Here is a 25,080-nt window from a genome sequence, read left to right as displayed (position 1 = left end):
ATAGGAATTACCTGAAACAGACCTTTCTACAGAGAAATTTTGGTGTTTATTTTTCCGTGCAGATAATCACCGTTTACTTTCGTGCTAATATATGTTATAATATCAGCACGAAAGGATGTGAATTCTGATGTTAAGCGCAAATCAACTCCATACACTTGCAGAGCAAAACAAAGGTGTGCTCCAAACTGCCCAAGCGCTGAAACTGGGTGTTGCCAAAAAGAGTTTTTATGACTTTATTAAAACCAATGAGTTTGAACAGGTGGCTCACGGTATTTATCTTGCACCAGAAGCGTGGGCAGACAGTCTATATTTCTTGCATCTACGTTCCACGCAGGCGGTGTTCTCCCATGAAACCGCTCTTTACTTCCACGACCTAGCAGATAGGGAACCGTTGCAATACACCGTCACTGTGAAAACTGGTTACAACCCATCTAAACTTACCGCCGATGGTATTAAGGTCTACTCTATTAAATCTGAGCTACATGCTATGGGATTAACCCAGATGGAGACAAACTTTGGTCATATGGTACCCTGTTATGACATGGAACGCACTATCTGTGATGTGCTTCGCAGTCGCAATGGAATGGAAATTCAGACCATCCAAAATGCCCTAAGGGCCTATGTAAAGCACAAGGATAAAAACTTGCGACAACTGACTCATTATGCAAAGGCGTTGCGAGTGGAAAAAATCTTACAACCCTATTTGGAGGTGCTCTTATGATTGAGACTTCTCGGCAACTAAAAGACCTAATTCGCAACTTGGCCAAGGAGAAACAGGCTGATGCGCAAATCCTCCTCCGTAATTATATGATGGAACGCTTTTTAGAGCGTGTGTCCCTATCCGCTTATCAAGACAAATTCATTCTCAAGGGCGGAATGTTAGTGGCTGCCATGGTGGGTATCGACGCTCGTTCCACGATGGATATGGATGCAACTATTAAAGCTACGACACTAGGCATCGATCAGGCTAAACATATTACCACAGAGGTTATTGTGTATCTGAAATTTGACCATAAGCAAAAAAGGTAGAGGGACGGCTTGACCGTTCCTCTACCTTTATTATAAAACGCAAGGAGGAAATCACTTTGAACTTTAAAATGCACATCGTCGAGCTGTGTCCTAAACTGGCCCGGCACTATACAAGTATGATGATGCTGATATTGATGGTCATGCTGCTCACCACCCACGCCTTCGCCGTGGACGATATGTGGACCGTGGCCAACACCATCATCGTAGATGTTTACACTAAAATCGCAGGCATCAGTACCGTTTTGGCTGGCCTCATGTCCGCCGTGGCTGTGGTGGGTGCCAAGCTTTCCAACAACCAACACAAGGTTGACCAGGCATGGGATTGGTGTGCGACACGTTCCTAACTGAAAAGGTTAGGCACTAAAAAGAGAACGTGCAAAATCGTTCTCCATTTAGGAGAACTGGTCATCTGACAGGTGGAATGAAGGGGTAACGCCCTGAAACGCTTGCTCTGATACTTCGGACAGCGACATTGTGGTTGGCACAATGTGGTTGTAAGCCCGATAAAGTCGGCTGAACACTGCCCTAACACGTTAAGGTGAGGCAACCCCGTCAGAGGTGACGGGTGCGGTGGATAGGTCGGGAGTCTATAAACTACTCATGGTGAGAATTTTGCGAAAAGCAAATGACGAACTGCCGAATGTACGGGTCTATACCAGTGAATTGGCTGAAAAGCCAACATTACAGCAATGTAAGGTTCGTCGGGGTTTAGTAGAGTTGCCAGTTGCGAACGACCCTATACCGTTATAGGCGGTATGGATAATTTCTGACGAACAGGCCTAAAGGTAAGCACCTAAAAGTAGATGTACAGATAAGATGACTGGAACGTGGAAAGCTGATGACACGGAGGGCCATACCCCCTTGATGTGGTGACAAGGAAAGTGCATTGCATATAACTTGTCTTTATATCAGTGAGAGTAGTGCCACAGTACCGATGAAACTATGGAAACATAGTGGAGGGATAGGCACAAGTCGAACATGAAATATGAAATCAATCACAGTAGAAACACGAGAAACACACAGGGTTCGAGTACGACTAATAGAGGCTATACTTCCCTAAAATTAAGGAGGAACGCCGACCTGTGACAACAACAGACACCAAACACAAAAAGAAGCAGACACTTCGTAACAACGAGTATTACAACACTCAGCAAGTATTCGATGATTTATATGCCAATGCCCAAAAGGGCAAAACTTTTTCAGACCTATTACCTCTTATCCTATCAGAGCAAAATATCCAACTTGCCTATCGCAATATCAAGCAAAACAAGGGAAGTCGGACAAAAGGGGTAAATGGTCACACCATTGCCCATATAGGAAATCTATCGCCACAAGAATTGACACACTATGTCAATGGACGACTGAATGACTTCCACCCCCATGCAGTACGCAGGGTGGAGATAGAAAAGGACAATGGGAAAAAGCGACCACTAGGTATTCCAACCATCGAGGACAGGCTCATTCAACAGTGCATCAAACAGGTACTAGAACCTATTTGTGAAGCAAAGTTCCATAAACACAGCTACGGATTTCGTCCGAACCGCAGTACCCACCACGCCATAGCAAGGGTCATGTTCTTAATGAATGTGGCGAAACTACCCTATGCAGTGGACATTGACATCCGTGGCTTTTTCGACAACGTTGACCATGCCAAACTGATGAAACAACTTTGGAGCATGGGCATACGAGATAAAACCCTACTTTGTATCCTCGGCAAAATGCTGAAGACAGAAATACAGGGCATAGGGATACCGCAAAAGGGCATTCCCCAAGGCGGCATCCTCAGTCCACTTTTAGCAAATGTGGTGCTCAATGAATTGGATTGGTGGATTAGCAGTCAATGGGAAACCCATCCCACACGCAAATCCTTTACCCAGACAAGCCACAAATTTCAAGCGTTGAAGAAAACGGGATTAAAAGAGGTTTTCATCGTCCGATATGCCGACGATTTCAAACTAATGTGTCGCACCAGAAGTGAAGCGGACAAGTTATTCCACGCCACAAAGCAGTGGCTATGGGAACGACTGAAGTTGGAAATCAGCGAAGAAAAGTCAAAGGTGGTCAACCTAAAACGATGCTATTCGGATTTTCTAGGCATTAAAATCAAGCTTCATAAAAAGGGTGAAAAATGGGTCACAAAATCACAAATGCGTGATAAAGCCGTGACAAAGTGTACCAATACCATGCGTGATGCTATCAAAGAACTGCAATACTCACAAGGCTTGCAGACTATTTGGAATTATAATGCCATCGTATTGGGAATGCACAATTATTACGGCTGTGCCACAGAGGTAAGCCGCAACTTTGCTGACATTGCCTACAACCTCAAAAAGTGTCTGTACAATCGAACCCAAAAGATAGCGACATCCAAAGGAACTAAAACTAAAGTCTTTCTCAGATATTATGGTAGATATGGGGGCAAAGTCATATTCGTGCGAAAAATCGCACTGTTTCCCATATCCCACATCCGTACCCGTCCGCCATTGGGATTTAATCAGCGAAAGTGTGATTATACGCCTGAAGGCAGAGCATTTATCCACGAAAACCTAACAACCATCGACCTTACAATGCTACGGTACTTCATGACATACCCCACGCAAGATAGTGGGACACAGTGGCATGATAACCGCCTTTCCCTCTATGTGGGACAACGTGGTATGTGTGGTGTAACAGGTGAATTACTCCAAATTGGAAACGTGGAAATCCATCATAAAAAGCCCAAACACCTTGGTGGTACGGATGAATACAAAAATCTCATTATGGTGACGGAGCAGGTACATAAATTGATACATGCAACGACACTTGAAACCATAGCTAAGTATTTGATAAGACTAAATCTTGATAAACAATCTTTGGAGAAGCTAAATAAACTTCGTGTCTTAGTTGGAAATTGTGAATTGAACTCATAAATTATGCTCGATGGAGCGCCGTGTGCGGTGAAAGTCGCACGCACGGTGCGGAGTGGGGGAAAATCTGGAGACGTGTGCCCTTTCGGGTATAACTTCAAAGGATTACCTATCACTATTGAAGCGCATCTGGATTGCATGGGCCATCATCAACGGCATTGGCGCCTTCATCGCCTACGTTGCGCCACTGTTCAGCGGTCTTGCCACACTGACACCTTAATGATAGCTGACAATAATTCTATACACTAGACAAAACTTAAGTACAATTAACAAAAATATGTTGCACCATATTTAATCCCAAGAAAGACTGGCTATGCAAGCACCCTATCCCTCGTGCCGATTTGTTGCTCACCAGGCAGATTATCGTCTTCTACAGATTGTGTGATTGCGCACACTTCCGCCTTAGGTGGTGTGAAGTGTGTTGCTAAGATAGCCAAAAATTTAGTATTACTGGGTTTGTGGGAAAGTGGATGCTGAGCCATAGATTCTAGCAGTGGGCGATTGGTATCCCAAGCGATTGTCACTACAGTGCGGATGTTCCGCTCTACATTTTTCCATGTTGTTCTATACTGTTTGGCTACCTCTGGATAAAGCAATTTGGTTGCTAATTGGAGGCGCTCAGGCTGATTAGCAACCAAATAGACTGAATAGGATGTGTGAAAAAACCCTTTATAATTGGCGGTGATTCCCAGACTATATAACAGGCTATAAATCTCGGCAATCATTTGTCCTCATCCTCCTTTGCGTAGAAAAAAATCCCACGAACTGCATTTAACAGCCGTGAGACTTCTTCGTCATCTAAGGTACACAAAAACAGCAGTATTGATTTTTCGGAGCAACACCGACGGCCACGCTCTTGGTCTCTATATTGCCGGGTGGATACATCGATTTCTTCTGCCATTTCTGCTTGACTCAAGTCTCTCGATTTGCGTGTGTGTGCCATAAATGCCCCGCGCTCTTTTCTCAGTTGCTCCAGTTTGTTCTGGGATGTTGAATCTAGCACTTGTTTGACTTTGTTCATTGGTAAAACCTCCATAATTCGACAAATTATATGGAAATTCTACCATTTTCACCTAGTTTCGAACAGGAGGCCCATTTCCTATTTGCAAGCATTTTTATAAAAATACTATATATTGGAAAAAGCAATTGATTTAATCGGTTGTTTTTTTTAGGAAGAGGAGGTGGCAAATTGCTGGAATTATTATTTCAAGGGCTCATTGAATGGGTATACGGACTGGTTATGGATATCTGGCAATATAGCGCCAGCGCCTTGTTCGACCTTATCTCAATGGACTTCTCATACCTAGAAACCCATGTGCCCATCATTCCAGATATTGCCCAACTACTCATCGCAGTGGGGTGGGCACTTCTTATGGGTAATTTAGTCTTTCAGGCACTGAAATCCATGATAGTAGGGTTGGGCTTTGAAGCAGAAGACCCATCCCTACTCTTTACACGCACGTTTGTTTTCGCCTTTTTATTACTTGTCAGCCCAGAAATCTGCGAACTGGGGCTGAGCATGACCCAAATCATCATTGACCTACTGAATGTACCCAATGCCACCAACATCTCCTTTGCCAGTGAGTCTATGTTTGCAGGACTGACAGCCGCATGGATAATGGTGATAATCTGTGGCATCTTTGTCATGATTCACACCCTCAAACTGATTGTAGAAATCGCAGAACGATATATCATCTTAGGCTTTTTGACCATGTGCGCACCGCTGGCCTTTGCCATGGGAGGCAGTAAAGCAACGTCAGATATTTTCACAGGTTGGTGCCGTATGTTCGGCTCCATGTGTTTTGTGATGGTATCCAATGTAATATTTCTCAAGATGTTACTGTCAGTGCTATCCACCATTCCCAGTGGGCTGGACGTAATCCCGTGGATGATTTTAGTCTTTGGCATTGTCAAAGTCGCAAAAAAAGTGGATGGCATCATCACACGCATCGGGCTCAATCCTGCCATCACTGGAGATACACTAGGACGCGCTGTGCCTGGGATGCTCACCTATATGGTGATGCGTACCGCCATGAACCAAGCCATCAAATCCGCAGGTAAATCCACTGCAAAAACAGGTAACGCTGGCGCAAAAAATAGCACTTCCAACACCTCTTATGGTGGAAAAAGCACCTCCTATGGTAACGCCAATTACGCCACAGCAGGAAAAGCCACTGGAGGCACCAATAGCACCACCCAGAATAGTGACGCACAAACCCAATCAACTGGTGGCGCCACAACCAATCAGCAGAGCCAACAAAACAGTGGCTCTAATCAATCTAACAACACCACCCAGAACGCTAATACAGCGGCGCATTCTCAAAGTCAGTCCCATCAGCAAGGAACACAGCAACAAAACGGCACTTCTAAGAAAGGAAGCCGACAAACCTCTGTTCCTACTGGTGCCACCCAAGGTGCATCTTATGTGCAAAATCAGACTTCCAATAGCGGCACAGCAGGAAAATCCCCCTCTACCACCCAGCCACAGACTGGCAAGCAGACTGATGGCAACGGCACAGCAGGAACAAACGCCAATCCTACCAGCACCCGTGCATCTTCTCGACCTGCACAGCAAAATTCAACTACCAAAAATAATCCTCATGCCACAAAAACGGCATCCCCCAACGGCACGGCAGGAAACGGCACCAATGCCAATCAAACGTCCCAATTTTCTAGCCGTCCTTCCCAGACTGTCATGCAAAGTGAGGGTGGCCGCCAGTCCAATGTGACGGAGCAGTACAATCCCCGTGCTGAAACCACCGTACAGGGAAACCGCACAGAGGTGCGTACCCCTCAAGGACAAGCGTCCAATCGAGGCACTGGTCAAGTCGGCACAGCAGGAACGCAATCTGGCAATCAGCAGACACGGTTTTCTCAGCGTGAGACTACCGTCAGCGGCACAGCAGGAAATGGCGTCCAGAATGGTGCTCGTGTCCCCAACGGAGCCTCTAGTGCCACCCATAGCCAAAGCACCAACACTCATACCAATACAAGTCAAAGCAACGAAAGCAAATTCACATCTACAGAGCGGCATAGCAGGAATACCAGTCAATCCACATCCCCACAGACCCGTCCACAAAGTGCCGCACCATCGGCGCGGCAGGAAGGGCGCAAGACCACCGCAACAACGCCCCCAGTTGGTACTAGCACAGCACCATCCCACGGCACAGCAGGAAAGGGGACCACAGCTAATCCAAAGACAAACGTATCTAATAGAGCCCCTCGCACTGAGGTTACACAGCCCAAGCCATCAAATTATCGCAATACTCCGAAGGCAACAGCGAATTCCAACGTAACGGCACAGCAGAAACAAAGCACTAGCAAGGCTCGCCAAACCTATCAGGGTAAGAATGGTGGTGCAAATCGTGGACGATAATAAGCCCTCTCGTAGCGGGGCGGAGATAGCCGCAAAGCTGGCGCAATTAGCGGTATCTCTGGCTCGCATTATCAAAGCCGCTATGGCAGCAGGTCTCCATGGTGCAGCAGTGGCCGCCGCAAAAGAAGCCTTGCCATTTCTAGTAAAAGTGGTGGCATGGGCTCTTTTTATCGCTATTTTAATCCCTATGCTGATTATATCTGCTATCCCAAATATTTTCTTTGGTTTTCTCTCTGATGTGAGCTCTCCTGTGGTAGATATGGCGGAAAAAGCCATTGAAATCGGCTCAGCCTATATGGGGATTGATGTTTGGATTGTGGAACAAATTGATGATGTTGTCACAAGTTTGGTAGGTGATTATGAAGATAACGGTATGGTAATCGACTTGATTGAAATAGAAAACATGATGGATGACGATGATCTATGCTGGCTCATAGCCATTAACTCAGTGGCCTTTCAGCAAGATTTAACCCAAATGACTGCGTTAGATGTAATGGCGTTCGTAGGCTCCTTCATCACCCACACGCCCACAATCCTACAAATCGCTGTAGGCGAAACAATAGAAACTGTGTTACACATCGAGATTGATTCCGTAGATGGTGAGGATTTGATGGATGCCTACAATTTTGATGATGACGCAAAAGATTGGGCACGCACCCTATACTACGTCATGTCAGAAAGCGACTCCCTCACCGGCTATGACGCCTATCTGTCCCTCAACGCACCCAATTATAGCGGAGACAGTTCTTACACGGGCACCGTCCTTCCTGGTGGGACTGTAAACACGGAAATTGATATCTCTGGCTTCACCGATCCCAGCACCAAAAACAGTGATGACCTTGCCGCTTATGCCATTCAAGCGTGGGAAAACGGTTGGGGCTACGTCTGGGGAACCTTTGGCAATGTTCTGACCGAAGCTCTGCTAACCTATAAAATCACACAATATCCAGACGGTGTTGGCAACTATGAAGCCTACATCCGTGCCAACTGGCTAGGTGGTCGCACCACCGACTGTGTGGGCCTAATCAAAGGCTATGGCTGGCTGAATACGGACACGCTTACCATCAGCTACGGCACCAACGGAATGCCCGATTACAGTGCAAATCAAATGTATCTATCTGCCACTGTATCTGGCGACATCAGCACCATGCCCGATACGCCTGGCATTGCCGTCTGGAAGGATGGACATATCGGTGTCTACATCGGTGATGGTTATGTCATCGAGGCCATGGGTACAAGCTATGGTGTTGTCAAAACAGAATTGGCAGACCGTGGCTGGACCAACTGGTGCGAGATCCCTTATATCACATATTCCTAAGGAGGAAGCCATGACCAATTTAAGATATTTACGGCTGAAATATAAAATTCCTCTGCAAAAATTAGCGGATATGGCAGGTGTTTCGCCTCAATACATCAATCGGATTGAACTGAGCCCCCACCTAGCAACTGCGAAAGATACGGGGCAAATTGCTTTAGCCATAGAGCAACTGATACGGCATGATTACACACAGCTAGCTGCGTTAGAGCAAGAGTTTTTATATATCAAAGGTAGACTATTCAACGAAAGTCAGGAGGATGCACCATGAACGAAACCTATCATTTACCCACTAATTTCACCGATGCAGGCCGTATTATGGGCATATTTGAACTGCGCAATCTGATTGAAACCATCTTACTCGTTGTCCCTGTACTCTATGCCTGCATCGTCTGGCTCCCCATGACTTTGACAACCAAAATCATGGTCATTATGGTTCTCATCGTCCCCCTAGCTGGGTTTGGGCTCATTGGAATCAACGATGATAGTCTTGGTCGATGGCTCTCTAGCTGGTGGCGATGGAGAAAGGGTCGACGCATGATTTTATACAGAGGGGAGGTAACGAAACAATGAAACTCAAAGAACTGATTTTCGGGAAAAGCCACACGGATGAAACCGGACTGTCCGCCACCTATGACGGTAGCGTTCAGCAGTGGCTTCCCATCCACGCCATTGTAAATGGCGTGATTATCACCAAGGACAAACGATTTATCAAAGTCATGGAAGTCCTGCCCATCAATTTCTACTTGAAGCCAGAAAGCGAACGTCAAAATATCATTGCCAACTATGCTGCTTTTCTGAAAATTGCACCCCATACGTTACAAGCGCAGGTCATCACCCAGAAGGCTGATATGACGGATTATATCCAGCGAATGCGTGACTATGCGCAGCACGAGGAAGTGCCTGAATGCCAAAGTATGATTGAAGATAATCTGCTGGAAATCGGTGAGTTAGGGCAATCTGAAGCCATCACCCATCGTTTCTTTTTGGTGTTTCAGCATGAAATGCAAATGAAACCTAGAAAGCCCACCGTGAATGCCATCTGTCAGCGTATGAATGAAGAAGCGGACACACTGCGTCGCTATTTAGACTTCTGTGGCCTTGAAGTGTTAGAGCCACGCTACGCCGACAATGCCGTGCTGGAACTGCTCTATGAGCGTATCTGCAAACAAACCAGTCACCGTGTCAAACTCCCAGAAGGGGTATTCGACATGGCCACCACTGTGCATGGACTGTATGGGGAATAAAAAAGGTGGACACCATATTCGGTGTCCGCCTAAAACCTAGATTTATTATGCGCTCAAGATTGCTTACTGTCAATATCACGAAATCTTGCATTTTGTAATACAAAACTCTATTAGTTATGAAGCCTATCATACTGAACTTCTATAACGCCAGTGCTTCGGTTGATTTTTTCTTTGTAAAGCAACGTGTATTTAGCTTGACCTCGTGTATAATCAATTCCATCCTTTGGAAATAGCGAACGGCAAAAATAGGTTCCATCCTCGCTTTTAGACATAAAGACATAAATGTCATTATCATTTAATAGCGTCGAAAGAAGAAAATCTGCTTGAATCAATGAAAATACCTGCTTCTTTTCATTGTATCTAAAAATTAGTTGATTTGTGTCAAGAAGCAATTCCAAACAGGACAATGGCTCTATTCTTTTTTTACTCTCGTTGAAATAAGCACTCTTCATAAGATGGGTATACGTAATACGACCGTCTAAAATTTGTTGAAAAACTTTCTCTCTATTTTCAGTGGCAAGGGTTAAATCCCTTAATTTATGTAAACCTGCTAAATGGTGAAAATTTCTGGTTGGAAAACGAATTTGCAACTCCATTGGCTTGCCCTTTCGCCCAATGACAATTCGATATTCAATATCTTCTAGTCTCTGAAATGCCTCTGCACAAGCCAGTAATTGATTCATACAATATCCTCTTTCTTTATAAGAAAACCGCCCTGTTTTCACAAGGCGGTTTCTGAGCATTTTCTTTCGGCTAAACGCCTACGCCGGTTTGAGCCTCGTATGCACAACCCTTCTCGGAAGCTCCATGTGACAACGCTTACCGGCACGCTCTCACACTTCAACGCTTGAGCAGACACTCTAGTTGTCTGCTGTTACTATTATTATACGATTAAAAGGAAAAAATGTCAATTACTTTTTGAAAGGAAGCAATAGTATGCCCAAGAAAGCAGCAACCTCAACGAAGAAAAAACAGGCCCAAACGAAGAATACTGCCAAAAATCAAAATCAAGAGACAAAGACAACGCAATCCTTTTGGCAACAGCTCAAGTTAGGCAAAAACGGTGTCGAGCTAACGGACTTAGACATTGGTGCCACCACCATTTTGGATATTCTTTCCCCTACCACGGTAGATACTAAGAGCCGAGATTATATCATCGTGGACGACGTGTACCACGCCTATCTCTATATCACTGGCTACGGCTATTCCACCACAGTGGGACATGGTTGGCTCACCCCCTTGGTGGAGGCTGGGGAGGGCATCAGTCTCAGCTTCCTCATTCAGCGTCAGCCAAAAGAACAGGTGCTATCTAAAATCAGCCAAACAACCATGATGAATCGCTCTCGTATGCGTGATGTGGGTGATGCCCGTCAGGACTACGAAGAACTTGATAGCGCCATTGCATCGGGGCTGTATCTCAAAGAAGTGATGAACCGTCAGGGGGAAGATTTCTACTATATGCACACCCTGATTGAAGTGGTGGCAGATGACCCTCAAATCCTAGAGCAACGTGTGACCTCGGTAGAGAATCTCTGTACCTCAGTAGATATGATTGCACGACGTTGTGACTATAAAAATGAGCAAGGCTTTCTGTCTATGCTCCCCCTGACTGCACAGGCTCCAGACATTCAACGCAAAGCAGCGCGGAACGCTCTCACCAGTGGCGTGGCGGCAGCTTTCCCTTTTGCCTCCTATGAATTATCCGATAAAAACGGCGTCTTTCTGGGACTAAATATGTATAACCGTTCCCCAGTATTTCTGGATTTTTACGATGATTACAGATACACCAATGGCAATACATGGATTGGTGGCTCATCGGGTGCAGGCAAGACCTTCACCCTCCAGACCATCGGTGGCCGGCTGCGTCAGCAAGGCAAGCAGGTCATTTACATCGTCCCCAAAAAGGGGCACGAGTTCCGCCCTATGTGCGAAGAAATTGGTGGTCAGTTTATCCGCCTTGCACCATCCTCCAGCGATTGTATTAACATCATGGAAATTCGTCGTATGTCACTAGATGCCCACTCCCACCTGCGCCAACTCACCGCTCGTGACGACTCCGTACTGGCAGACAAAATCTCACGTCTGATTATTTTTTACTCTCTCTTTAAAAAGGATTTGAGCGACGAAGATAAGAACTATCTGGATACTTCGCTGGTGGACTGCTATCAGCATTTTGGCATCGGTTTTGACAACGCCACCCTCTATGAAGAGGACGGCACTGTGAAGGAAATGCCCACATTGGCCGACTGGTTTAAGGTGCTATCAGAGAACCCTGAGACCAAGCATTTGTCCGTGGTGCTGACACGATTTGTCACTGGTTCGGCATCCTCTATGGGTGGTAAAACCAACGTAGATGTCAACAGCAAATACATTGTTTTAGACACCTCGGGTATGCCAGACGACCTTGTATTGCCGGGAATATTCTGGGCAACTGACTTAGCCAGCGACCTTATTATGGGCGCTGGAGCCTCACTATCTGCCCTTATCGCAGACGAATTATGGGCACTGGTGGGGGCCAATTCCAACCCTCTGGCAGCAGCCTTTGTGCAAGAAATGGTGAAAACCATCCGTGGCTTGGGCGGCATTGCCATCACCTCTACACAGGGTATGCAGGACTTATTCGGGCTAGAAGGTGGCAAATATGGCAAGGGTATTCTGGACAGTTCTCGTATCAAATTGGTGATGCAGATGGAGGAACAGGAAGCACGGCTTATCCAAAATGTCCTCAATTTATCCGAAGATGAGGTGCGCCAGATTACCCGTTTCCGCCGTGGCGAAGGGCTACTGTGTATCGGATATAACCATGTACCAATCGCCTTCCATGCCACCCGTCGTGAGTACGATGCCATCACCACATCACCCACTGATTTGAGGGCTAGAGCCCAGAAGGAGGTGACAGTATAATGCAATTCACTGAAGATTTACAACAAATCCAAACACTGATTGGCGACGCATTCAGTGCCACTGGAAAGCTTGTGGTATTGTCAAACGCAGCGCAACACAACCCAGAAAGTGAGGCGGAGGCTCTTTCTAAAATTGCCACACATTTTGAACAAGCCACCTTGCAAATCCGCCGATTGTGTGAACGTCACACCCAATATTTTCCCACCGCTTACACCGATTGTGGCGCATCTACTTTGGAAATTGCAGGGTCGCTTGACCTATTTTCAGAGCAGTGGGTACACATTCGATTGCAGACGTTATTGCCCCATTGCAAGTATCAAACCCCCAGCTATTTGAATGACACACTGCTTCGCTTATTGAATGGCTACGAAAAAAACGGACGCAAATTGCCCTATTTTCAGCAAGCTGTTTTGGTCATTGATGAACATAGTCAAGTGGATGGACGCCATGTCTATGACCAAGATAACAAGGGGTGGAAAGCTATCCCCAATGCCCTAAAAGGGCGCGTTATTGGCGACGATGACCAGTACCATTTGGGCGTGGTTTTGCTATCCAAGCCCTCCCCAGAAAACGTGACCCATATCACCATTTTGCACCCACAGGATCTCCCTGATTTCTTCGCATTGCGTGACTCTGACTACACCTCTGAACTGCTATATCGTGGCTTCTGAGGCTATCGGAAAAACATGCTCAATTACGCTATTTTCCTAGCGCTTTGGATTTGCCAAAATTCCCATAGCCTCCACATCCCCAAAGCCTTGACAGCACAAGGGTTTTTGCTTTTCATAACTCTGTTTGTTCTAAAAATTTCCGACTACAGGTATAGGCTATCGGCATTATAATGCGCTGCACCCTGGTTGACCCTCGAAATTGTCGTTACATCGTGAAGATGTAACGGCGGTTTCGAGGGTCGCAGGAATTCCACCCCAAAGGAGGCTATCTCATGGTTATGAGCCAAGGCGATGTTGATATGTTGCGCATCTTTCGATGGTGTCGTTGTGTATCACAATCAGGTCTTGAAGCTGTCTTTTCTAAAAATCGAATTGCCATCTTTTTGTTGTTCAAACTCATTCGCAAACACCGTTCCTATGACGCTTTTGTGCTAACAGCACGGGGACACGCCCTCATTGATACCCACTTACCAGACACACCACCCAATGCAAAGCTAACCTACCTAAAAGGCGATACCCTCCGTCGTATTCGTCTTTCCCAACTGATGCTCACAGCGTATGAAGCTGGGCTCAACGTTTTTCTTCACAACACCCATGAACTATTGTCAACCTCAGGGTTATATCTCCCAGCCACCCAACGTGGCCGAGGCACCAATGTCTGGGGTAGCTCACGGATTTCAGCACTCACATTGTTAGACGACACCCTGTATGCTATCCATTATGTCGCTCCCGAAATTGGTAAAATCAATTTTGCTGACGAACTGGATGTACTCTCCAAACAAGCATCCCCCCTCAATCCAAAACGACAAGCTCTGCTCTTTGTAGGAGATACTTATGCCAGTATTTTAGAAGAAATAAACGCCCCTCATGTAGATGGCAAACGAGAACGCAATCTCGTCCACTATGGCACCGCCTGCAACCGTAGCCCCATCCCAGTGCACCTACTCAGCTGCAACAAGGTAGGCACGCTACAGCTGATGATTCTATCCCAACCAGACTACCGCAACCGATTGGCCATGCTCTCCTTGGAAGATGATTATGCGCCACCAGCCCCAGACTTAGATTGCGATGCCATTTTTCATGGCAAGCCTTTTCTAGTTGCTGTGGATATGGATTTACAACGCTTGGACCGAGCCTGCACCCACGACCCTATTTCCATCGTCGCCTTGGAGGAACAGGCCACAGAGGTTTTGAACCAGCGCTACCATCAAACTGGCTTAGGCGAAGTGTACTTACTTTCGGACGCCGCCATCGAGCAACTGCTTGGACACAAGCCCCAGTTTCATGTGCCGTCTCATAAATCCTATCAATCTGAGGAAGGAGAAATCTTCTATGATCCGCCCATCCCAACTGCTCAAAAATCTATCAATGCTAGTGGAAAAAAGCGAGTCCAAGTTGAGCCGAAAAACAGGCAAGTGGATGGACAGGAACAGGCATAAGCTGGTGGTCTACATTCCACTGGCACTTATCGCATGGTATATCTACGGGATGTTTATTAACTCTGTGCGGTTAGGTACCGCATCCACATTCAACACCACAGGCGAGGAAATCGAGAGCATCTGGGTCTGGAATCCATTTCTAAATTTCATCGCTATTTTTACGCCCTACGGCTTGGGCATTACCGCTGTGTCAGCGCTACTCATCTGCCTTATCACCAAGAAGGGCTATTCCAAATTATCTGGCTACCATTTCGTCAAAGACGCCCGTGGCTTTGACATTCTCCCTGACGGCACCCATGGCACCAGTGGATTTATGACCACCAAAGATCGAGAGGGTATCGTCAATACCGACGTGTTAGAAGTTTTGGATGGAACTGTCCTTGGCAAGCTGAAGGATGACCCTTATGATGACGATAAATACTCTGAATATATCACCCTGAAGCAAGGCAGTGGGCTGACGGAACACACCATGATTTATGGCGCCACCGGTGCTGGCAAGTCCCGTGGTTTCGTCAAACCATTCATTCTCCAGTGCGCCAAACGGAAAGAAAGCCTATTCCTTGTTGACCCAAAGGGTGAATTCTACGAGACCATGTCTGGGTTCCTTGTAGACCAAGGCTACGAAGTACGACTGTTCAATCTGCTTGATATGGAAAACAGCGACGCATGGAATTGTTTTGCCGATGATGGCGAAGACCCCAATGTCGTGCAGTCCATGGCAGAGGTCATCATCAACAACACCTCTGGCGATGATGAAAAACAGGATTTCTGGAGCAAGGCAGAGCTAAACCTATTGGTGGCGCTCATCCACTATGTCCGTGGCCTTTGTGACCATCGTGGCAAGCCACTACCCATTGAACAGCGCAGTCTAGGTGCCATCTATCGAATCCTATCTACCGAAAGTTTCTCACGCTTGGAGGAAATCTTCAACGCACTGCCTCAATCCCATCCGGCCAAAGCACCCTACGGCATTTTCAAATTGGCCAACAGGCAAATCTGGGGCAACATTGCCATTGGACTGGGCAACCGCCTTGCGGTATTCCAAAATCCGTTGGTAGATAAAATCACCGCCTACAACGAAATTGACCTGACCCTGCCAGGGCAGAAACCCTGTGCCTACTTTTGTGCCATTTCAGACCAAGATAGTAGTTTGGAATTTCTCAGCTCTCTATTTTTCTCCCAACTGTTCACTCGCTTGATGGGCTACGCACGACGCAACTGCAAGGGAGGACGACTACCCACTACCGTAAACGTCTGCCTAGAGGAATTTTGTAATATCGGCAAGCTGACCGATTTCAAAAAAGTGTTGTCCGTCTGCCGTAGCCGTGGCATTTACTGTCAAATCATCGTCCAATCCATCTCCCAGCTGTCTGACCGCTATCAGAAAAAAGAGTGGGAGGAACTGATTGGTAACTGTGACATTCAGATTTGTCTTGGTTGTAACGATCAAATGACCGCCGAGTACATCTCCAAAAAATGCGGCACCATTACCATCGGCGTGAAAAACAATCAGTTCCCACTGATGCCACTGTTCTCGCCTGTCTACACCAGCACACGCCCCTACTCTCAGACACGAAGCAACACCCAACGGCTCCTCATGATGCCAGACGAAATTCTGCAAATGGATAATCGCAAATGTCTGGTGTTCCTCCGAGGGCAAAAGCCCATGCTCTTACACAAAATCATTCCCGATGAATTTGTTGCCTTCTCCAAATTGCGGTTTACTCCCGTGCAGGAACATATTCCTCATTGGCGAGTCACACTGGAGCAGAAACGTACTTATGCACCACCCAAAGATATGCCCCAACAACCACAGGAAACAACGCCTACATCAGCACCAACATCAGATAGCCCACCTGTTTCCTACGACCTTAACCCTGCGTCCCTGAAGCCACAGGCACCATCTGAGCCACCGCCTACACCGCCTCGCTCTGGGCGCATGGTTGCCCAATCTCTCAATAGCGTGCGAGGCGATTAAATCCCAAGGCCTAAACACAAGGAGGAACTGTGATGGATCAATCAACAACAGATAAACGCCCCTCATTCTCTCTCATGACACAATCTGATGTGCAGAACAGTTATTATATGCAGCTGCCCATCTGGCTTTTTTCGGACCCTCGCTACGCTGAAATGAGTACCGATGCCAAGTTGTGCTATACATTTTTGCGCAATCGCTTCCAACTATCCCGAAAAAACAAATGGGTTAACAAGGCAGGAGAAATCTTCGTGATTTTCCCTCGTAAAGCACTGGCTCAAGAATTACGCATCTGCGAACAGCGTGTTAGCGCTGCCTTCAAAAAGCTCGTGGAGATGGAGCTAATCTGGGAGAAGCGAAACGGCCGTGGCATGGCAAACCATATCTTTTTGGCTGTGGTACACCCCATTTTAGATGAGGAATATACCTGTGCGCCCTTTACGGACGAAGAAGGGGATAGTGATTGCGATTCAAGAAACGCAGATTTGGAGGGTCTTGATTTGGAGCTTCCCCAAGAACAGCAGGATATGCGTTTCAAGAACCACCAAAATAGCGGTTCAAGAACCACAGATTTGGAGGTTCCAGAACCGCAGGATTCGTTCCCTAGTAAGAATAACTTTAGTAAAACATATTTTAGTAAGAAGGATTCTAGTCAGTCAGTCCCCCAACCCCCGAAACGAGGGAAGAGGACGGACAGACAGGACACCGACGAAAAAGAGCTCCAAGAAATTTTAATGCAGTGTGAACTCTACACGTTCTACGAGGGCACAGCGCAAACCTTTGCCGATGCCATCCAGCGACTCTACTACACGGACAACTACCGCATCGGTGGGGCAACAATGCCACAAAAGCGAGTACGTGAGAAACTGCGCAAATTAAACAATGACATTCTCACAGCTGTAGAGCAGAAATTAGAAAACCACAGTGCCATTGAGATTAAAAACGTCACAGGCTATCTCATGTCCGTCATTTTCAACACCATTACGGAGGTGGAAAGTGATTTGATGTTGGGACGTTTCATGGGTGGCTACGATGTGGGATAGGAGGAATTGACCATGTTACTTTCCATACAGCAAAAGGAAATCGAAGATTGGGTATGGCACCTGAAGTATGTCCGCAAGCAACAGCTCTATGAAATTATCTCACGAAGCAATCCTGTGCCCATCCACATTTTCAATGCTATGGTCTCTCAGCTAGTGCGTATCCATTTGGAAATCCGCTGTCAGGGAGATATCATCATGTGGGACAAGCGTGAGATAAACCCAGATTTTCTTGCGGCCATCGATATTATGATTTCCGTAGCAGGTGAAAATCCCATCCGCATGAAGAAAGAAAAATGCACCGATGCGTTGCTACGCTTCTATGTGGAGATAGAAGAGAAGTATCGCCCGTTCTCTGTGGCTTACTACGACGAGACCGTAGCCTCGTTTATGGATGTGAAGTATACAGAGCGTGTAATTTTCCTCATGCCAGACAATCAAATTCCAACCCAAAGCAACTTACCCTTCCGACATTTTTTCGCTGTGAAACAAGACGATGGTGCATACCAATTCTTTTCTCCCAGTGATGAATGATATATTTTTTAGGAGGATTTAACTATGGCTAGAAAAAAAGCAGATCCCATTCCAGAGGAAGTGGAACAGACTCTCCCAGAACTGGAAATCCCCGTAGAGGAACAACCGCAACCACCCACAGAGAGTGAAGATCCTGGCACAATGGAAACGACACCTATGGAGGCCCCTGTCGCCGAAGATGTGGCGCAAGAAGACACACTCCCTACCTCCGACATGGTAGATGCCTTGTCATTGAGCGTTGCTGCTTGGACAGTGGAGGGTGACAGCCAGCCCATCCCAGAGTACGACGAACACGACACCGATGATGAGGATGAATTTGGACCAGTGGACAAGTCCCCAACAACTGAAGCGCCAGACGAAAATCTGGAGGCACTCCCCAATTTGCCAGCCCCCGAAGATGCCCCTGCCATCAGCGACCGCCAAGCCTTTTATGGCATTGACTTCAAAAAAGACCGTAGTCTGCATCCATTGGAACAAGCAGAGTGGCAGAGCATTTATGCCTCTTATCGTAGCCGCTCTGTGATGACTGGCACCATCGCAGGTGTGGACGAGCTTGCTATGGCAGTGCGCCGTGAGGATGGGAGTAGCTATACGGAAACCATGTACTGTGCCAGCGTGTTCCCATACCGTGTGCGCATCATCATCCCTGCCAGTGAAATGTGGCATGACCCAGAGGAGCGCCCTGGCTTCGTTGTGCGCAACATGGTTGGTGCCACCATTGATTTTGTTATCATCAAGGTTGACCGTGAAGGAGGGTTTGCCATTGCATCTCGACGGATGGCACTGCGTAGCCGCCGCTACTTCTTCGCCCATCGTGACTATCTCCAAGAGGAAAATCGGCGTACTACTTGTACGGTGTTGGCCACTGGCAATCGTCGTGTGTTGGTCACCTGTTTTGGCCACGATGTAAGCCTGCGGGCTGATGCACTGCGATATCGTCACACCATGGACTTAAAGGATGAATTCTACGCAGGACAAACCGTAGACTGCATTATCAAAAAATATGATGCTGAGCGTGACTTCCTCACCATCTCCGTGAAAGAAGCCAACCCCAATCCCTTCGATGGTGCTGACCTTCGCCACCCAGTGGGTTGTCAACGCTTTGCTACCATCACTGGAAAATATGGCGGTGGCGTATTTTGTGACCTCCCTGATGGCACCGTCTGTCTGTGTGCCTACTCTTTCCAATATGAGGACAGTGAGTTCCGCTTGGGTGACAAAATCGGCTTAATTATTTCCGCCTACGACTTGGAGAAGAAGCAAATCTTTGGAAAGATTATCCGCAAGTTATAACATACGAAGAGTACGCTGGGCAAAAACCGCCCAGCTTGCTCTGTAATAATACAAATGGAACGGAGAATCCAGTATGTGTGAATATACAGCATTTGGCACGAGATTAAGAATTATACGCAAGGAGTTAGGTCTGTCACAAGAGGATTTTGCTACACTTGTTGGATCCTCTAAGCAGACATTAAGCCGCTACGAAACATTCCAAAGGGCACCTAGTATAGCCTTGCTACACCGTTTTGCAACGAAAGTAGGTGTCTCACTATCCTATTTCATGGGGGAAACACCGCTGTCGCTACAATCCTATCGGCTGGCCATTGCCTTCGATGCGTCACCACCAGAGGTACAAGAAAATATTTGGAATATACTAAGGACGAAAAATAGCGATAAGCCTGCGATGTAAGATTTTCATATTGACAACATACAAATCATTTCATATAATGAGTGCAGAAGTACATTTACCATGAAAGTGAGATAACTTCTTCATGAGACGAGTGACGGTTCTGACTCGTCGGTAAAATAAAAATTGACCGAGCGATGATGTCGTGTGACGGCTCCGACACGACGGTAAAATAAAAATTGGCCGAAAGAAGTTATCTGGCGGGGAGGGGTTATCCCTCCCCGTTTTTCTTTGCATTGGAGCGTCGAAAATGGATTGTTTTGTAGAAGTGCATAGCCTAGCACATCAAAATTCCGCTAGATGGAGCAGACGATATGCTATGTCCACATTGCCGTATTTCGATGATTTTTTAACAACAGAGCCAAATAATCGCCCTTGAGTCTTACGACTTGAGGGCGGTTTATTTTTGTTTTGAGGTAATATTTCATGATACCACAAAGAATAATCAAAAAGGTTGCACAGATGCAACTATACAATAAAATCTATTCCAAAACGGAATAGATTTTATTGTCGAATACAAACTATATCAACCAATTTAATAGGTAATATGCTCACTCATCTCTGATATATCATACAATTTAGATTGAAATCTCTAAAATATCCTCCACCGCAATTTCTTTACCATTCACCAACACCAGTCGATGCCATACTGTGTCGATTTTTTTCACTCTGCCTTTTTCGGTCACATAGGCACCGCCCTCTTTGCGTGGGTCGGGGACAAAATATGTGACCGTCACTTCTGGCTGTTCTGCCAGTCGGCTTTGGATGATTTGGATGCAACCAGCAATCTCCATGGCGGCATCCTCCGATAACTCTAGCCGTTCTTGGGTGATGCGTGCTACCTCATGGGTGCCTTCTGTATGTCCTGCTAGGGCGGCAAAAGGTGCAAATTGCGCCGCCCGATCCCACAGTGACATGGGGGCATGGGTGGTGGAACATGGGCGAGGTGCATGGAGAATGGCGGCATATTTGTCGTTCATGTCTTGGTTCATGCTTTATGCCCCCCAATCTGGCGATTCCGATCCATGGCGGTGGCGCCATCCATCAGGCTACTGCCACGGAGGATAGCATTTTTGCCGTATTTGACTTGGATTTTTTGGATAGCGGCTTGCTTTTGTTCTTCGTGTGCATCCTGCGCCTTGCGCTGCTCTTTGTCCTCTAAAATCCCGAACAAATCCGTCTGCTCATACTCTGCCTGCTGGCTGATTTCTTGGGCTTCTTCCGTTGTAAGCAATCCATCCACGCTTAAATTCATCCGTCGCACCAAGAGTTTTGGGTTGACAATTTCATCATACAATGTCAATACCGCCTTGGTAATCACGGTTGCCAGATGGGTATATCGCTCTAATTTGGTGGCACCTTTCCCGTGCTTGGGAATGCTTCGCCCATAGGCGTCTTTGGTGACAGCACCACGGTAATCCCCAGTCAAACTTTCACGGTCGTAGCCAATCTGCAAGGTCACATGGTTGGTCATAAATCCTTTGGTCATTAAATCCAATGCCAATCTGTCAGCCATTTCCCCCACCACAATACGGGCTTTCTCGGTATCATAGGCGCAGTGAAGCACCTGTCCTGATGCTAGACTTTTGGTGCGTGGTTTATACTCTTTGATATGGTGCATCTGGCATGGCTCCCAGCCCCAAGCATGGTCAATCAATAATTCAGCGTTGATGCCAAACAGGTCATAGAGCAGTTTTTCATTGTAATATTCCGTGGATTTCCCCACAGAGCAGAGGGCAATGTCACCCATGGTGTGCATCCCTTTTTCAGCCAAACGCTTGGCATAGCCACGACCCACACGCCAAAAATCGGTGATGGGCTGATGGCTCCACAGTTGATGACGATAACTGTCCTCGTCCAGCGAAGCAATACGGACACCATCTTCATCTGGTGGCGTCTTTTTTGCCATAATATCCATGGCGATTTTCGCCAGATAGAGGTTGCTACCCAGCCCAGCTGTGGCAGTAACACCAGTTTCGTTGTACACTTCTTGAATCAAAGTTTTCGCCAGTTGATGGGCGGTCATGCCATAGGTTTCTAGGTAGGGAGTAACGTCCATAAACACTTCGTCAATGGAATAAACGTGGATATCCTGCTGAGAAATATACTTCAAATAGCAGGCATAGACACGATGACTGTATTCCAAATAATGGGCCATTCTAGGCGGTGCCACAATGTACCCAAGAGCCATATTGGGGTTTTGGGACAACGTGGTGCTATCGGTGGCTTCACCCTCTAGCTTGCCAGATTGATATTTCCGCTGGGCATTTACCTCTTTCACACGCTGTACCACCTCAAACAATCTGGCTCGCCCAGAGATGCCGTAGGCCTTCAAACTAGGGGTCACAGCCAAACAAATGGTCTTTTCCGTCCGTGACAAGTCAGCAACCACAAGATTGGTGGTCATAGGGTCAAGCCCACGCTCCAAGCACTCCACGGACGCATAAAAAGACTTCAAATCAATACATAAATAAGTGCGTTGCAACAGACCATCCCCCTTTCTCGTTGTAGAACATCTGTTCTTATTATAAGGGAGGGGTTTTGATTTTGCAAGTGGTAATTTTTATGTTGTATCCCTATACTTCCAACATCACAACATGTTTAAACTGTGATGGATTTTCCTTTTATCTTATCACTCAGTGTGGTATAATCGCCATATAGACCCATGACAAATTTTGGTTTTACACATAACCCCTATTGCATAAGCCGCCATAGGAAAGGTGTTGATGATCCGTTTACATCAACACAGAAAGAGGGTGCCCCAAATGCTGATTTTCTTATCTATGTTGGAGACAGATGCAGAACGAGAAGAATTTTCAAGGCTCTATCATCGGTATGGGAATGCCATGCTGCGAGTTGCGCAACGCTATTTTTCAAGTGATTTATCCATGGCAGAAGATGCCGTCCAAAACGCTTGGTTGAAAGTGGTGCGAAATTTTTCTAAAATTCAAGAAATTTCTTGTAAGAAACAAGGCGCCTATCTCGTTGTTATAGTAAAGAACGAATCTATCTCCATCTTGCGTAAGCACCGCAAAGAGGTTCCCTTTGATGAAACCTTGGTTTGCGAAGATGCAGAGCATGGCGATGCAGAATCCATCATAGTGCTTATTCGAAATCTACCAGAAACCTATCGGGCCGTTTTGGATTTGCGGTTTGTTGAGGAACGCACCCCACAGGAAATCGCCCAGCAGCTGGGGTTAACAGAGTCCACCGTTTATACCAGAATACACAGAGGTCGTGCCCTATTGATGGAAAAGCTAAGGGAGGAGGATTATATCGTATGATGGACGCAACAGAAGATGTAGCTCTGCGGAATATTTTATTAGATGCTGCGGCAGAAGAATTTGCGGCAGAGCTATCCGACCTCACTCCAGTTGTCACCTCCCTCGGTTTTCAACGTAAAATGAAGGCCATGTTGGCAAATCCCCAACGCTGGGCAAAACGATATGGTCGCCCTCTTTGGAAACGGTATCTCCAGACAGCAGCAGCCGTTTTATTGGTGTGTACAATGTCCTTGGGCACACTGATGGCTGTCAGTCCAACCGCACGAGCCGCTGTACTACGGTGGGCAACAGAGTGGTATGAAACCCACATCGTATATCGCTATGCTGGAGAAGCATCAAGCGATGAACTGCCACAATATCACATCGGGACACCATTGGGTAGTTACATCGAGCTTACTCGGATTGTTACCCCCAACCTCATCAGTGTGACATACCAAAACGATGATGGTACTGTCCTCTTTTTCACCTATATTTATATGGCAGATGGCACTGCATGGGGATTTGTCACAGATGACATGGATGTAACAGCCATAGCAATAGACAATAATGAAGGGTACCTGTTCATCGCCCAAAATGCAGAAGACACCAATGCAATTACATGGGTTGATGCAGAGCTAAATATTCAATTTACAATTGACGGTTTCGCAACTGCTTCCGAATTGCAGATGATGGCAGAAAGTATTGAAATAATTTATGACTAAATTTTTCAAATAATTTGGAAAACCATGTGAGACATTATGCAATTCTCTGCATTTATAAGGTATCTAGGCGATTCTAAAATATCATGTAAGAAAGGAATGTATCTTATGAAAAAGAAAACCATGATTGCCACAGGTGTGGTCGCATCTCTACTAGCACTGAGCTGGTCGGCTTTAGCCGCTCAAATTCAAATTGCGTATAACCAGATTGGTGTTACAGTACGAGGTGATGAGCAAATTTCCATTGGTAGCACCTACACAGCACCAAATGGGGAGGAAGTTCCCTCTAGCATCACCTACACCGATGCCACAGGCGCCACTACCAATTATCTGTCCATCCGTCAAATTTCTGAACTGTTAGACGCTCAAATTCAATGGAACAGCGAGACCCAAAGTGTAGAAATTGCACCTTTGGGCGTCAATACAGATTTGTTAGTTACGTCTGGTGTCACCTCTGGTAGCACTAGTAGCGGAGCGCAACCCTTCCCCGAATACGGGCTTGTAATTGGTGCTTTTGAAGAAATCGACCCCTCCACATTGGATTTCTCCTTTGACGATATAGAGCTCCCCCGTATGTACATGAAAGATACACAGATTCGATATGAGTATTGTGGCTTTCCGGAATACGCACTGGATGTAACGCCAGAAGTAGGCTCCTACATTGTGTTTACCGTCACCAATAACGGCGATAAAGACGCAACCACCACTGTTGCTAGAGTTCCCACAATTTCCTATGGGTATAGAGAACGATTCACCAGTGTAACAGTCTCCCCAGGTGAAACCTTAACCAGAGTGTTTTATGTTCACGATGATGCCAATCCCTTTGAATATGAACTACGCTTTGGCATTAGTGGTGGCGGAATTGTACCAGGGCTCTACACTGATGTAACCGTTTCTTTGCAGCAGTATGATGTATAAATAGCGGCAGATTTTTTCGCATCCTATCTGTCTAATCTTCATCAGCAGGTAGTGCTG

General features: G+C 46.4%; 24 protein-coding genes and 1 pseudogene. 20 read left to right on the top strand and 5 right to left on the bottom strand.

Annotated features, from left to right (window positions below):
* The first annotated feature begins 127 nt into the window (after positions 1-127).
* From RFF05_RS08480 to ltrA, 4 genes and pseudogenes are all read left to right on the top strand, one after another.
* On the top strand, positions 128-721 hold the full coding sequence (locus tag RFF05_RS08480) for a type IV toxin-antitoxin system AbiEi family antitoxin domain-containing protein (RefSeq protein WP_409969918.1): 594 nt from the start codon (positions 128-130) through the stop codon (positions 719-721).
* Positions 718-993: pseudogene (locus RFF05_RS08475) on the top strand (nucleotidyl transferase AbiEii/AbiGii toxin family protein); the annotation flags it as partial. The gene RFF05_RS08480 and the pseudogene RFF05_RS08475, both read left to right, overlap by 4 nt.
* Positions 994-1,085: 92 nt before the next feature.
* The gene (locus tag RFF05_RS08470; RefSeq protein WP_409969917.1) at positions 1,086-1,373 is read left to right on the top strand and encodes a hypothetical protein; all 288 of its coding nucleotides are present in this window, start codon (positions 1,086-1,088) and stop codon (positions 1,371-1,373) included.
* Between the two features lie 738 nt (positions 1,374-2,111).
* Entirely contained in the window at positions 2,112-3,938 is a 1,827-nt protein-coding gene (ltrA, locus tag RFF05_RS08465) for a group II intron reverse transcriptase/maturase (RefSeq protein ID WP_409967717.1), read from the top strand.
* A gap of 308 nt (positions 3,939-4,246) precedes the next feature.
* Here the strand turns inward: ltrA and RFF05_RS08460 are convergent, their stop codons facing one another.
* Both RFF05_RS08460 and RFF05_RS08455 read right to left on the bottom strand, forming a co-directional pair.
* On the bottom strand, positions 4,247-4,660 hold the full coding sequence (locus tag RFF05_RS08460; RefSeq protein WP_409969916.1) for a sporulation initiation factor Spo0A C-terminal domain-containing protein: 414 nt from the start codon (positions 4,658-4,660) through the stop codon (positions 4,247-4,249).
* Positions 4,657-4,956, bottom strand: coding sequence for a helix-turn-helix domain-containing protein (locus tag RFF05_RS08455; RefSeq protein ID WP_409969915.1), 300 nt, complete (start codon positions 4,954-4,956; stop codon positions 4,657-4,659). The genes RFF05_RS08460 and RFF05_RS08455 overlap by 4 nt, the downstream gene beginning before the upstream one ends.
* Positions 4,957-5,124: 168 nt before the next feature.
* Here RFF05_RS08455 and RFF05_RS08450 point away from each other — a divergent pair, with 168 nt between their 5' ends.
* The 5 genes from RFF05_RS08450 to RFF05_RS08430 are packed head-to-tail and all read left to right on the top strand — an operon-like array spanning position 5,125 to position 9,873.
* A complete protein-coding gene (locus RFF05_RS08450) occupies positions 5,125-7,311 on the top strand; it encodes a hypothetical protein (RefSeq protein WP_409969914.1) in 2,187 nt (728 codons plus the stop codon).
* Entirely contained in the window at positions 7,301-8,629 is a 1,329-nt protein-coding gene (locus tag RFF05_RS08445) for a hypothetical protein (RefSeq protein ID WP_409969913.1), read from the top strand. The genes RFF05_RS08450 and RFF05_RS08445 overlap by 11 nt, the downstream gene beginning before the upstream one ends.
* A 10-nt stretch (positions 8,630-8,639) precedes the next feature.
* On the top strand, positions 8,640-8,897 hold the full coding sequence (locus RFF05_RS08440; protein ID WP_409969912.1) for a helix-turn-helix domain-containing protein: 258 nt from the start codon (positions 8,640-8,642) through the stop codon (positions 8,895-8,897).
* Complete coding sequence (locus RFF05_RS08435; RefSeq protein ID WP_409969911.1) at positions 8,894-9,199, top strand: PrgI family mobile element protein; 306 nt, start codon at positions 8,894-8,896, stop codon at positions 9,197-9,199. The genes RFF05_RS08440 and RFF05_RS08435 overlap by 4 nt, the downstream gene beginning before the upstream one ends.
* Positions 9,196-9,873 (top strand): hypothetical protein, encoded by a 678-nt coding sequence (locus RFF05_RS08430; protein ID WP_409969910.1) that lies wholly within the window; start codon positions 9,196-9,198, stop codon positions 9,871-9,873. Before RFF05_RS08435 ends, RFF05_RS08430 begins: the two co-directional genes overlap by 4 nt.
* Positions 9,874-9,983: 110 nt before the next feature.
* Here RFF05_RS08430 and RFF05_RS08425 read toward each other — a convergent pair whose 3' ends face one another.
* The gene (locus RFF05_RS08425; protein ID WP_409969909.1) at positions 9,984-10,556 is read right to left on the bottom strand and encodes a PBECR4 domain-containing protein; all 573 of its coding nucleotides are present in this window, start codon (positions 10,554-10,556) and stop codon (positions 9,984-9,986) included.
* 253 nt (positions 10,557-10,809) lie between these two features.
* On the opposite strand from RFF05_RS08425, the gene RFF05_RS08420 reads away from it, so the two are divergent.
* From RFF05_RS08420 to RFF05_RS08385, 8 genes are all read left to right on the top strand, one after another.
* Positions 10,810-12,777 carry a VirB4 family type IV secretion system protein gene (locus RFF05_RS08420; protein ID WP_409969908.1) on the top strand — a complete coding sequence of 656 codons (1,968 nt, stop codon included), beginning with the start codon at positions 10,810-10,812 and terminating at the stop codon, positions 12,775-12,777.
* Positions 12,777-13,448 carry a hypothetical protein gene (locus RFF05_RS08415; protein ID WP_409969907.1) on the top strand — a complete coding sequence of 224 codons (672 nt, stop codon included), beginning with the start codon at positions 12,777-12,779 and terminating at the stop codon, positions 13,446-13,448. Before RFF05_RS08420 ends, RFF05_RS08415 begins: the two co-directional genes overlap by 1 nt.
* Before the next feature lie 272 nt (positions 13,449-13,720).
* On the top strand, positions 13,721-14,887 hold the full coding sequence (locus RFF05_RS08410; protein WP_409969906.1) for a hypothetical protein: 1,167 nt from the start codon (positions 13,721-13,723) through the stop codon (positions 14,885-14,887).
* Positions 14,781-16,865: a VirD4-like conjugal transfer protein, CD1115 family gene (locus RFF05_RS08405; protein ID WP_409969905.1), complete on the top strand. Its 2,085-nt coding sequence runs from the start codon at positions 14,781-14,783 to the stop codon at positions 16,863-16,865. Before RFF05_RS08410 ends, RFF05_RS08405 begins: the two co-directional genes overlap by 107 nt.
* Before the next feature lie 32 nt (positions 16,866-16,897).
* Entirely contained in the window at positions 16,898-17,905 is a 1,008-nt protein-coding gene (locus tag RFF05_RS08400) for a replication initiator protein A (protein WP_409969904.1), read from the top strand.
* Between the two features lie 12 nt (positions 17,906-17,917).
* Positions 17,918-18,436, top strand: coding sequence for a hypothetical protein (locus tag RFF05_RS08395; protein ID WP_409969903.1), 519 nt, complete (start codon positions 17,918-17,920; stop codon positions 18,434-18,436).
* 24 nt (positions 18,437-18,460) lie between these two features.
* Positions 18,461-19,729 (top strand): hypothetical protein, encoded by a 1,269-nt coding sequence (locus tag RFF05_RS08390; RefSeq protein ID WP_409969902.1) that lies wholly within the window; start codon positions 18,461-18,463, stop codon positions 19,727-19,729.
* Positions 19,730-19,802: 73 nt separating this feature from the next.
* Positions 19,803-20,126: a helix-turn-helix domain-containing protein gene (locus tag RFF05_RS08385; RefSeq protein ID WP_409969901.1), complete on the top strand. Its 324-nt coding sequence runs from the start codon at positions 19,803-19,805 to the stop codon at positions 20,124-20,126.
* A 575-nt stretch (positions 20,127-20,701) separates the two neighbouring features.
* On the opposite strand, the gene RFF05_RS08380 is transcribed toward RFF05_RS08385, so the two are convergent.
* A complete protein-coding gene (locus RFF05_RS08380; RefSeq protein WP_409969900.1) occupies positions 20,702-21,115 on the bottom strand; it encodes a hypothetical protein in 414 nt (137 codons plus the stop codon).
* Positions 21,112-22,611 (bottom strand): DNA methylase, encoded by a 1,500-nt coding sequence (locus RFF05_RS08375; RefSeq protein WP_409970095.1) that lies wholly within the window; start codon positions 22,609-22,611, stop codon positions 21,112-21,114. Before RFF05_RS08375 ends, RFF05_RS08380 begins: the two co-directional genes overlap by 4 nt.
* Before the next feature lie 277 nt (positions 22,612-22,888).
* On the opposite strand from RFF05_RS08375, the gene RFF05_RS08370 reads away from it, so the two are divergent.
* From RFF05_RS08370 to RFF05_RS08360, 3 genes are all read left to right on the top strand, one after another.
* Positions 22,889-23,407, top strand: coding sequence for an RNA polymerase sigma factor (locus RFF05_RS08370; RefSeq protein WP_409969899.1), 519 nt, complete (start codon positions 22,889-22,891; stop codon positions 23,405-23,407).
* Positions 23,404-24,108, top strand: coding sequence for a DUF4367 domain-containing protein (locus RFF05_RS08365; RefSeq protein WP_409969898.1), 705 nt, complete (start codon positions 23,404-23,406; stop codon positions 24,106-24,108). The genes RFF05_RS08370 and RFF05_RS08365 overlap by 4 nt, the downstream gene beginning before the upstream one ends.
* Positions 24,109-24,213: 105 nt before the next feature.
* Complete coding sequence (locus RFF05_RS08360) at positions 24,214-25,023, top strand: hypothetical protein (protein WP_409969897.1); 810 nt, start codon at positions 24,214-24,216, stop codon at positions 25,021-25,023.
* Positions 25,024-25,080: the final 57 nt, after the last annotated feature.

This window comes from Bengtsoniella intestinalis (assembly GCF_039719005.1).
Classification (GTDB): domain Bacteria; phylum Bacillota; class Clostridia; order Oscillospirales; family Oscillospiraceae; genus Oscillibacter; species Oscillibacter intestinalis.
The sequence above is the reverse complement of the archived record's forward strand: the minus strand, read 5'-3'. Positions and strand labels throughout refer to the sequence as shown.

What these genes read in the sequence shown, in the direction of transcription:
- RFF05_RS08480 (WP_409969918.1), top strand. Translation starts at nt 128, where the DNA reads ATGTTAAGCGCAAATCAACTCCATACACTTGCAGAGCAAAACAAAGGT.
- RFF05_RS08460 (WP_409969916.1), bottom strand. Translation starts at nt 4,660, where the DNA reads ATGATTGCCGAGATTTATAGCCTGTTATATAGTCTGGGAATCACCGCC.
- RFF05_RS08455 (WP_409969915.1), bottom strand. Translation starts at nt 4,956, where the DNA reads ATGAACAAAGTCAAACAAGTGCTAGATTCAACATCCCAGAACAAACTG.
- RFF05_RS08440 (WP_409969912.1), top strand. Translation starts at nt 8,640, where the DNA reads ATGACCAATTTAAGATATTTACGGCTGAAATATAAAATTCCTCTGCAA.
- RFF05_RS08435 (WP_409969911.1), top strand. Translation starts at nt 8,894, where the DNA reads ATGAACGAAACCTATCATTTACCCACTAATTTCACCGATGCAGGCCGT.
- RFF05_RS08430 (WP_409969910.1), top strand. Translation starts at nt 9,196, where the DNA reads ATGAAACTCAAAGAACTGATTTTCGGGAAAAGCCACACGGATGAAACC.
- RFF05_RS08425 (WP_409969909.1), bottom strand. Translation starts at nt 10,556, where the DNA reads ATGAATCAATTACTGGCTTGTGCAGAGGCATTTCAGAGACTAGAAGAT.
- RFF05_RS08420 (WP_409969908.1), top strand. Translation starts at nt 10,810, where the DNA reads ATGCCCAAGAAAGCAGCAACCTCAACGAAGAAAAAACAGGCCCAAACG.
- RFF05_RS08415 (WP_409969907.1), top strand. Translation starts at nt 12,777, where the DNA reads ATGCAATTCACTGAAGATTTACAACAAATCCAAACACTGATTGGCGAC.
- RFF05_RS08410 (WP_409969906.1), top strand. Translation starts at nt 13,721, where the DNA reads ATGGTTATGAGCCAAGGCGATGTTGATATGTTGCGCATCTTTCGATGG.
- RFF05_RS08405 (WP_409969905.1), top strand. Translation starts at nt 14,781, where the DNA reads ATGATCCGCCCATCCCAACTGCTCAAAAATCTATCAATGCTAGTGGAA.
- RFF05_RS08400 (WP_409969904.1), top strand. Translation starts at nt 16,898, where the DNA reads ATGGATCAATCAACAACAGATAAACGCCCCTCATTCTCTCTCATGACA.
- RFF05_RS08395 (WP_409969903.1), top strand. Translation starts at nt 17,918, where the DNA reads ATGTTACTTTCCATACAGCAAAAGGAAATCGAAGATTGGGTATGGCAC.
- RFF05_RS08390 (WP_409969902.1), top strand. Translation starts at nt 18,461, where the DNA reads ATGGCTAGAAAAAAAGCAGATCCCATTCCAGAGGAAGTGGAACAGACT.
- RFF05_RS08385 (WP_409969901.1), top strand. Translation starts at nt 19,803, where the DNA reads ATGTGTGAATATACAGCATTTGGCACGAGATTAAGAATTATACGCAAG.
- RFF05_RS08380 (WP_409969900.1), bottom strand. Translation starts at nt 21,115, where the DNA reads ATGAACCAAGACATGAACGACAAATATGCCGCCATTCTCCATGCACCT.
- RFF05_RS08370 (WP_409969899.1), top strand. Translation starts at nt 22,889, where the DNA reads ATGCTGATTTTCTTATCTATGTTGGAGACAGATGCAGAACGAGAAGAA.
- RFF05_RS08365 (WP_409969898.1), top strand. Translation starts at nt 23,404, where the DNA reads ATGATGGACGCAACAGAAGATGTAGCTCTGCGGAATATTTTATTAGAT.
- RFF05_RS08360 (WP_409969897.1), top strand. Translation starts at nt 24,214, where the DNA reads ATGAAAAAGAAAACCATGATTGCCACAGGTGTGGTCGCATCTCTACTA.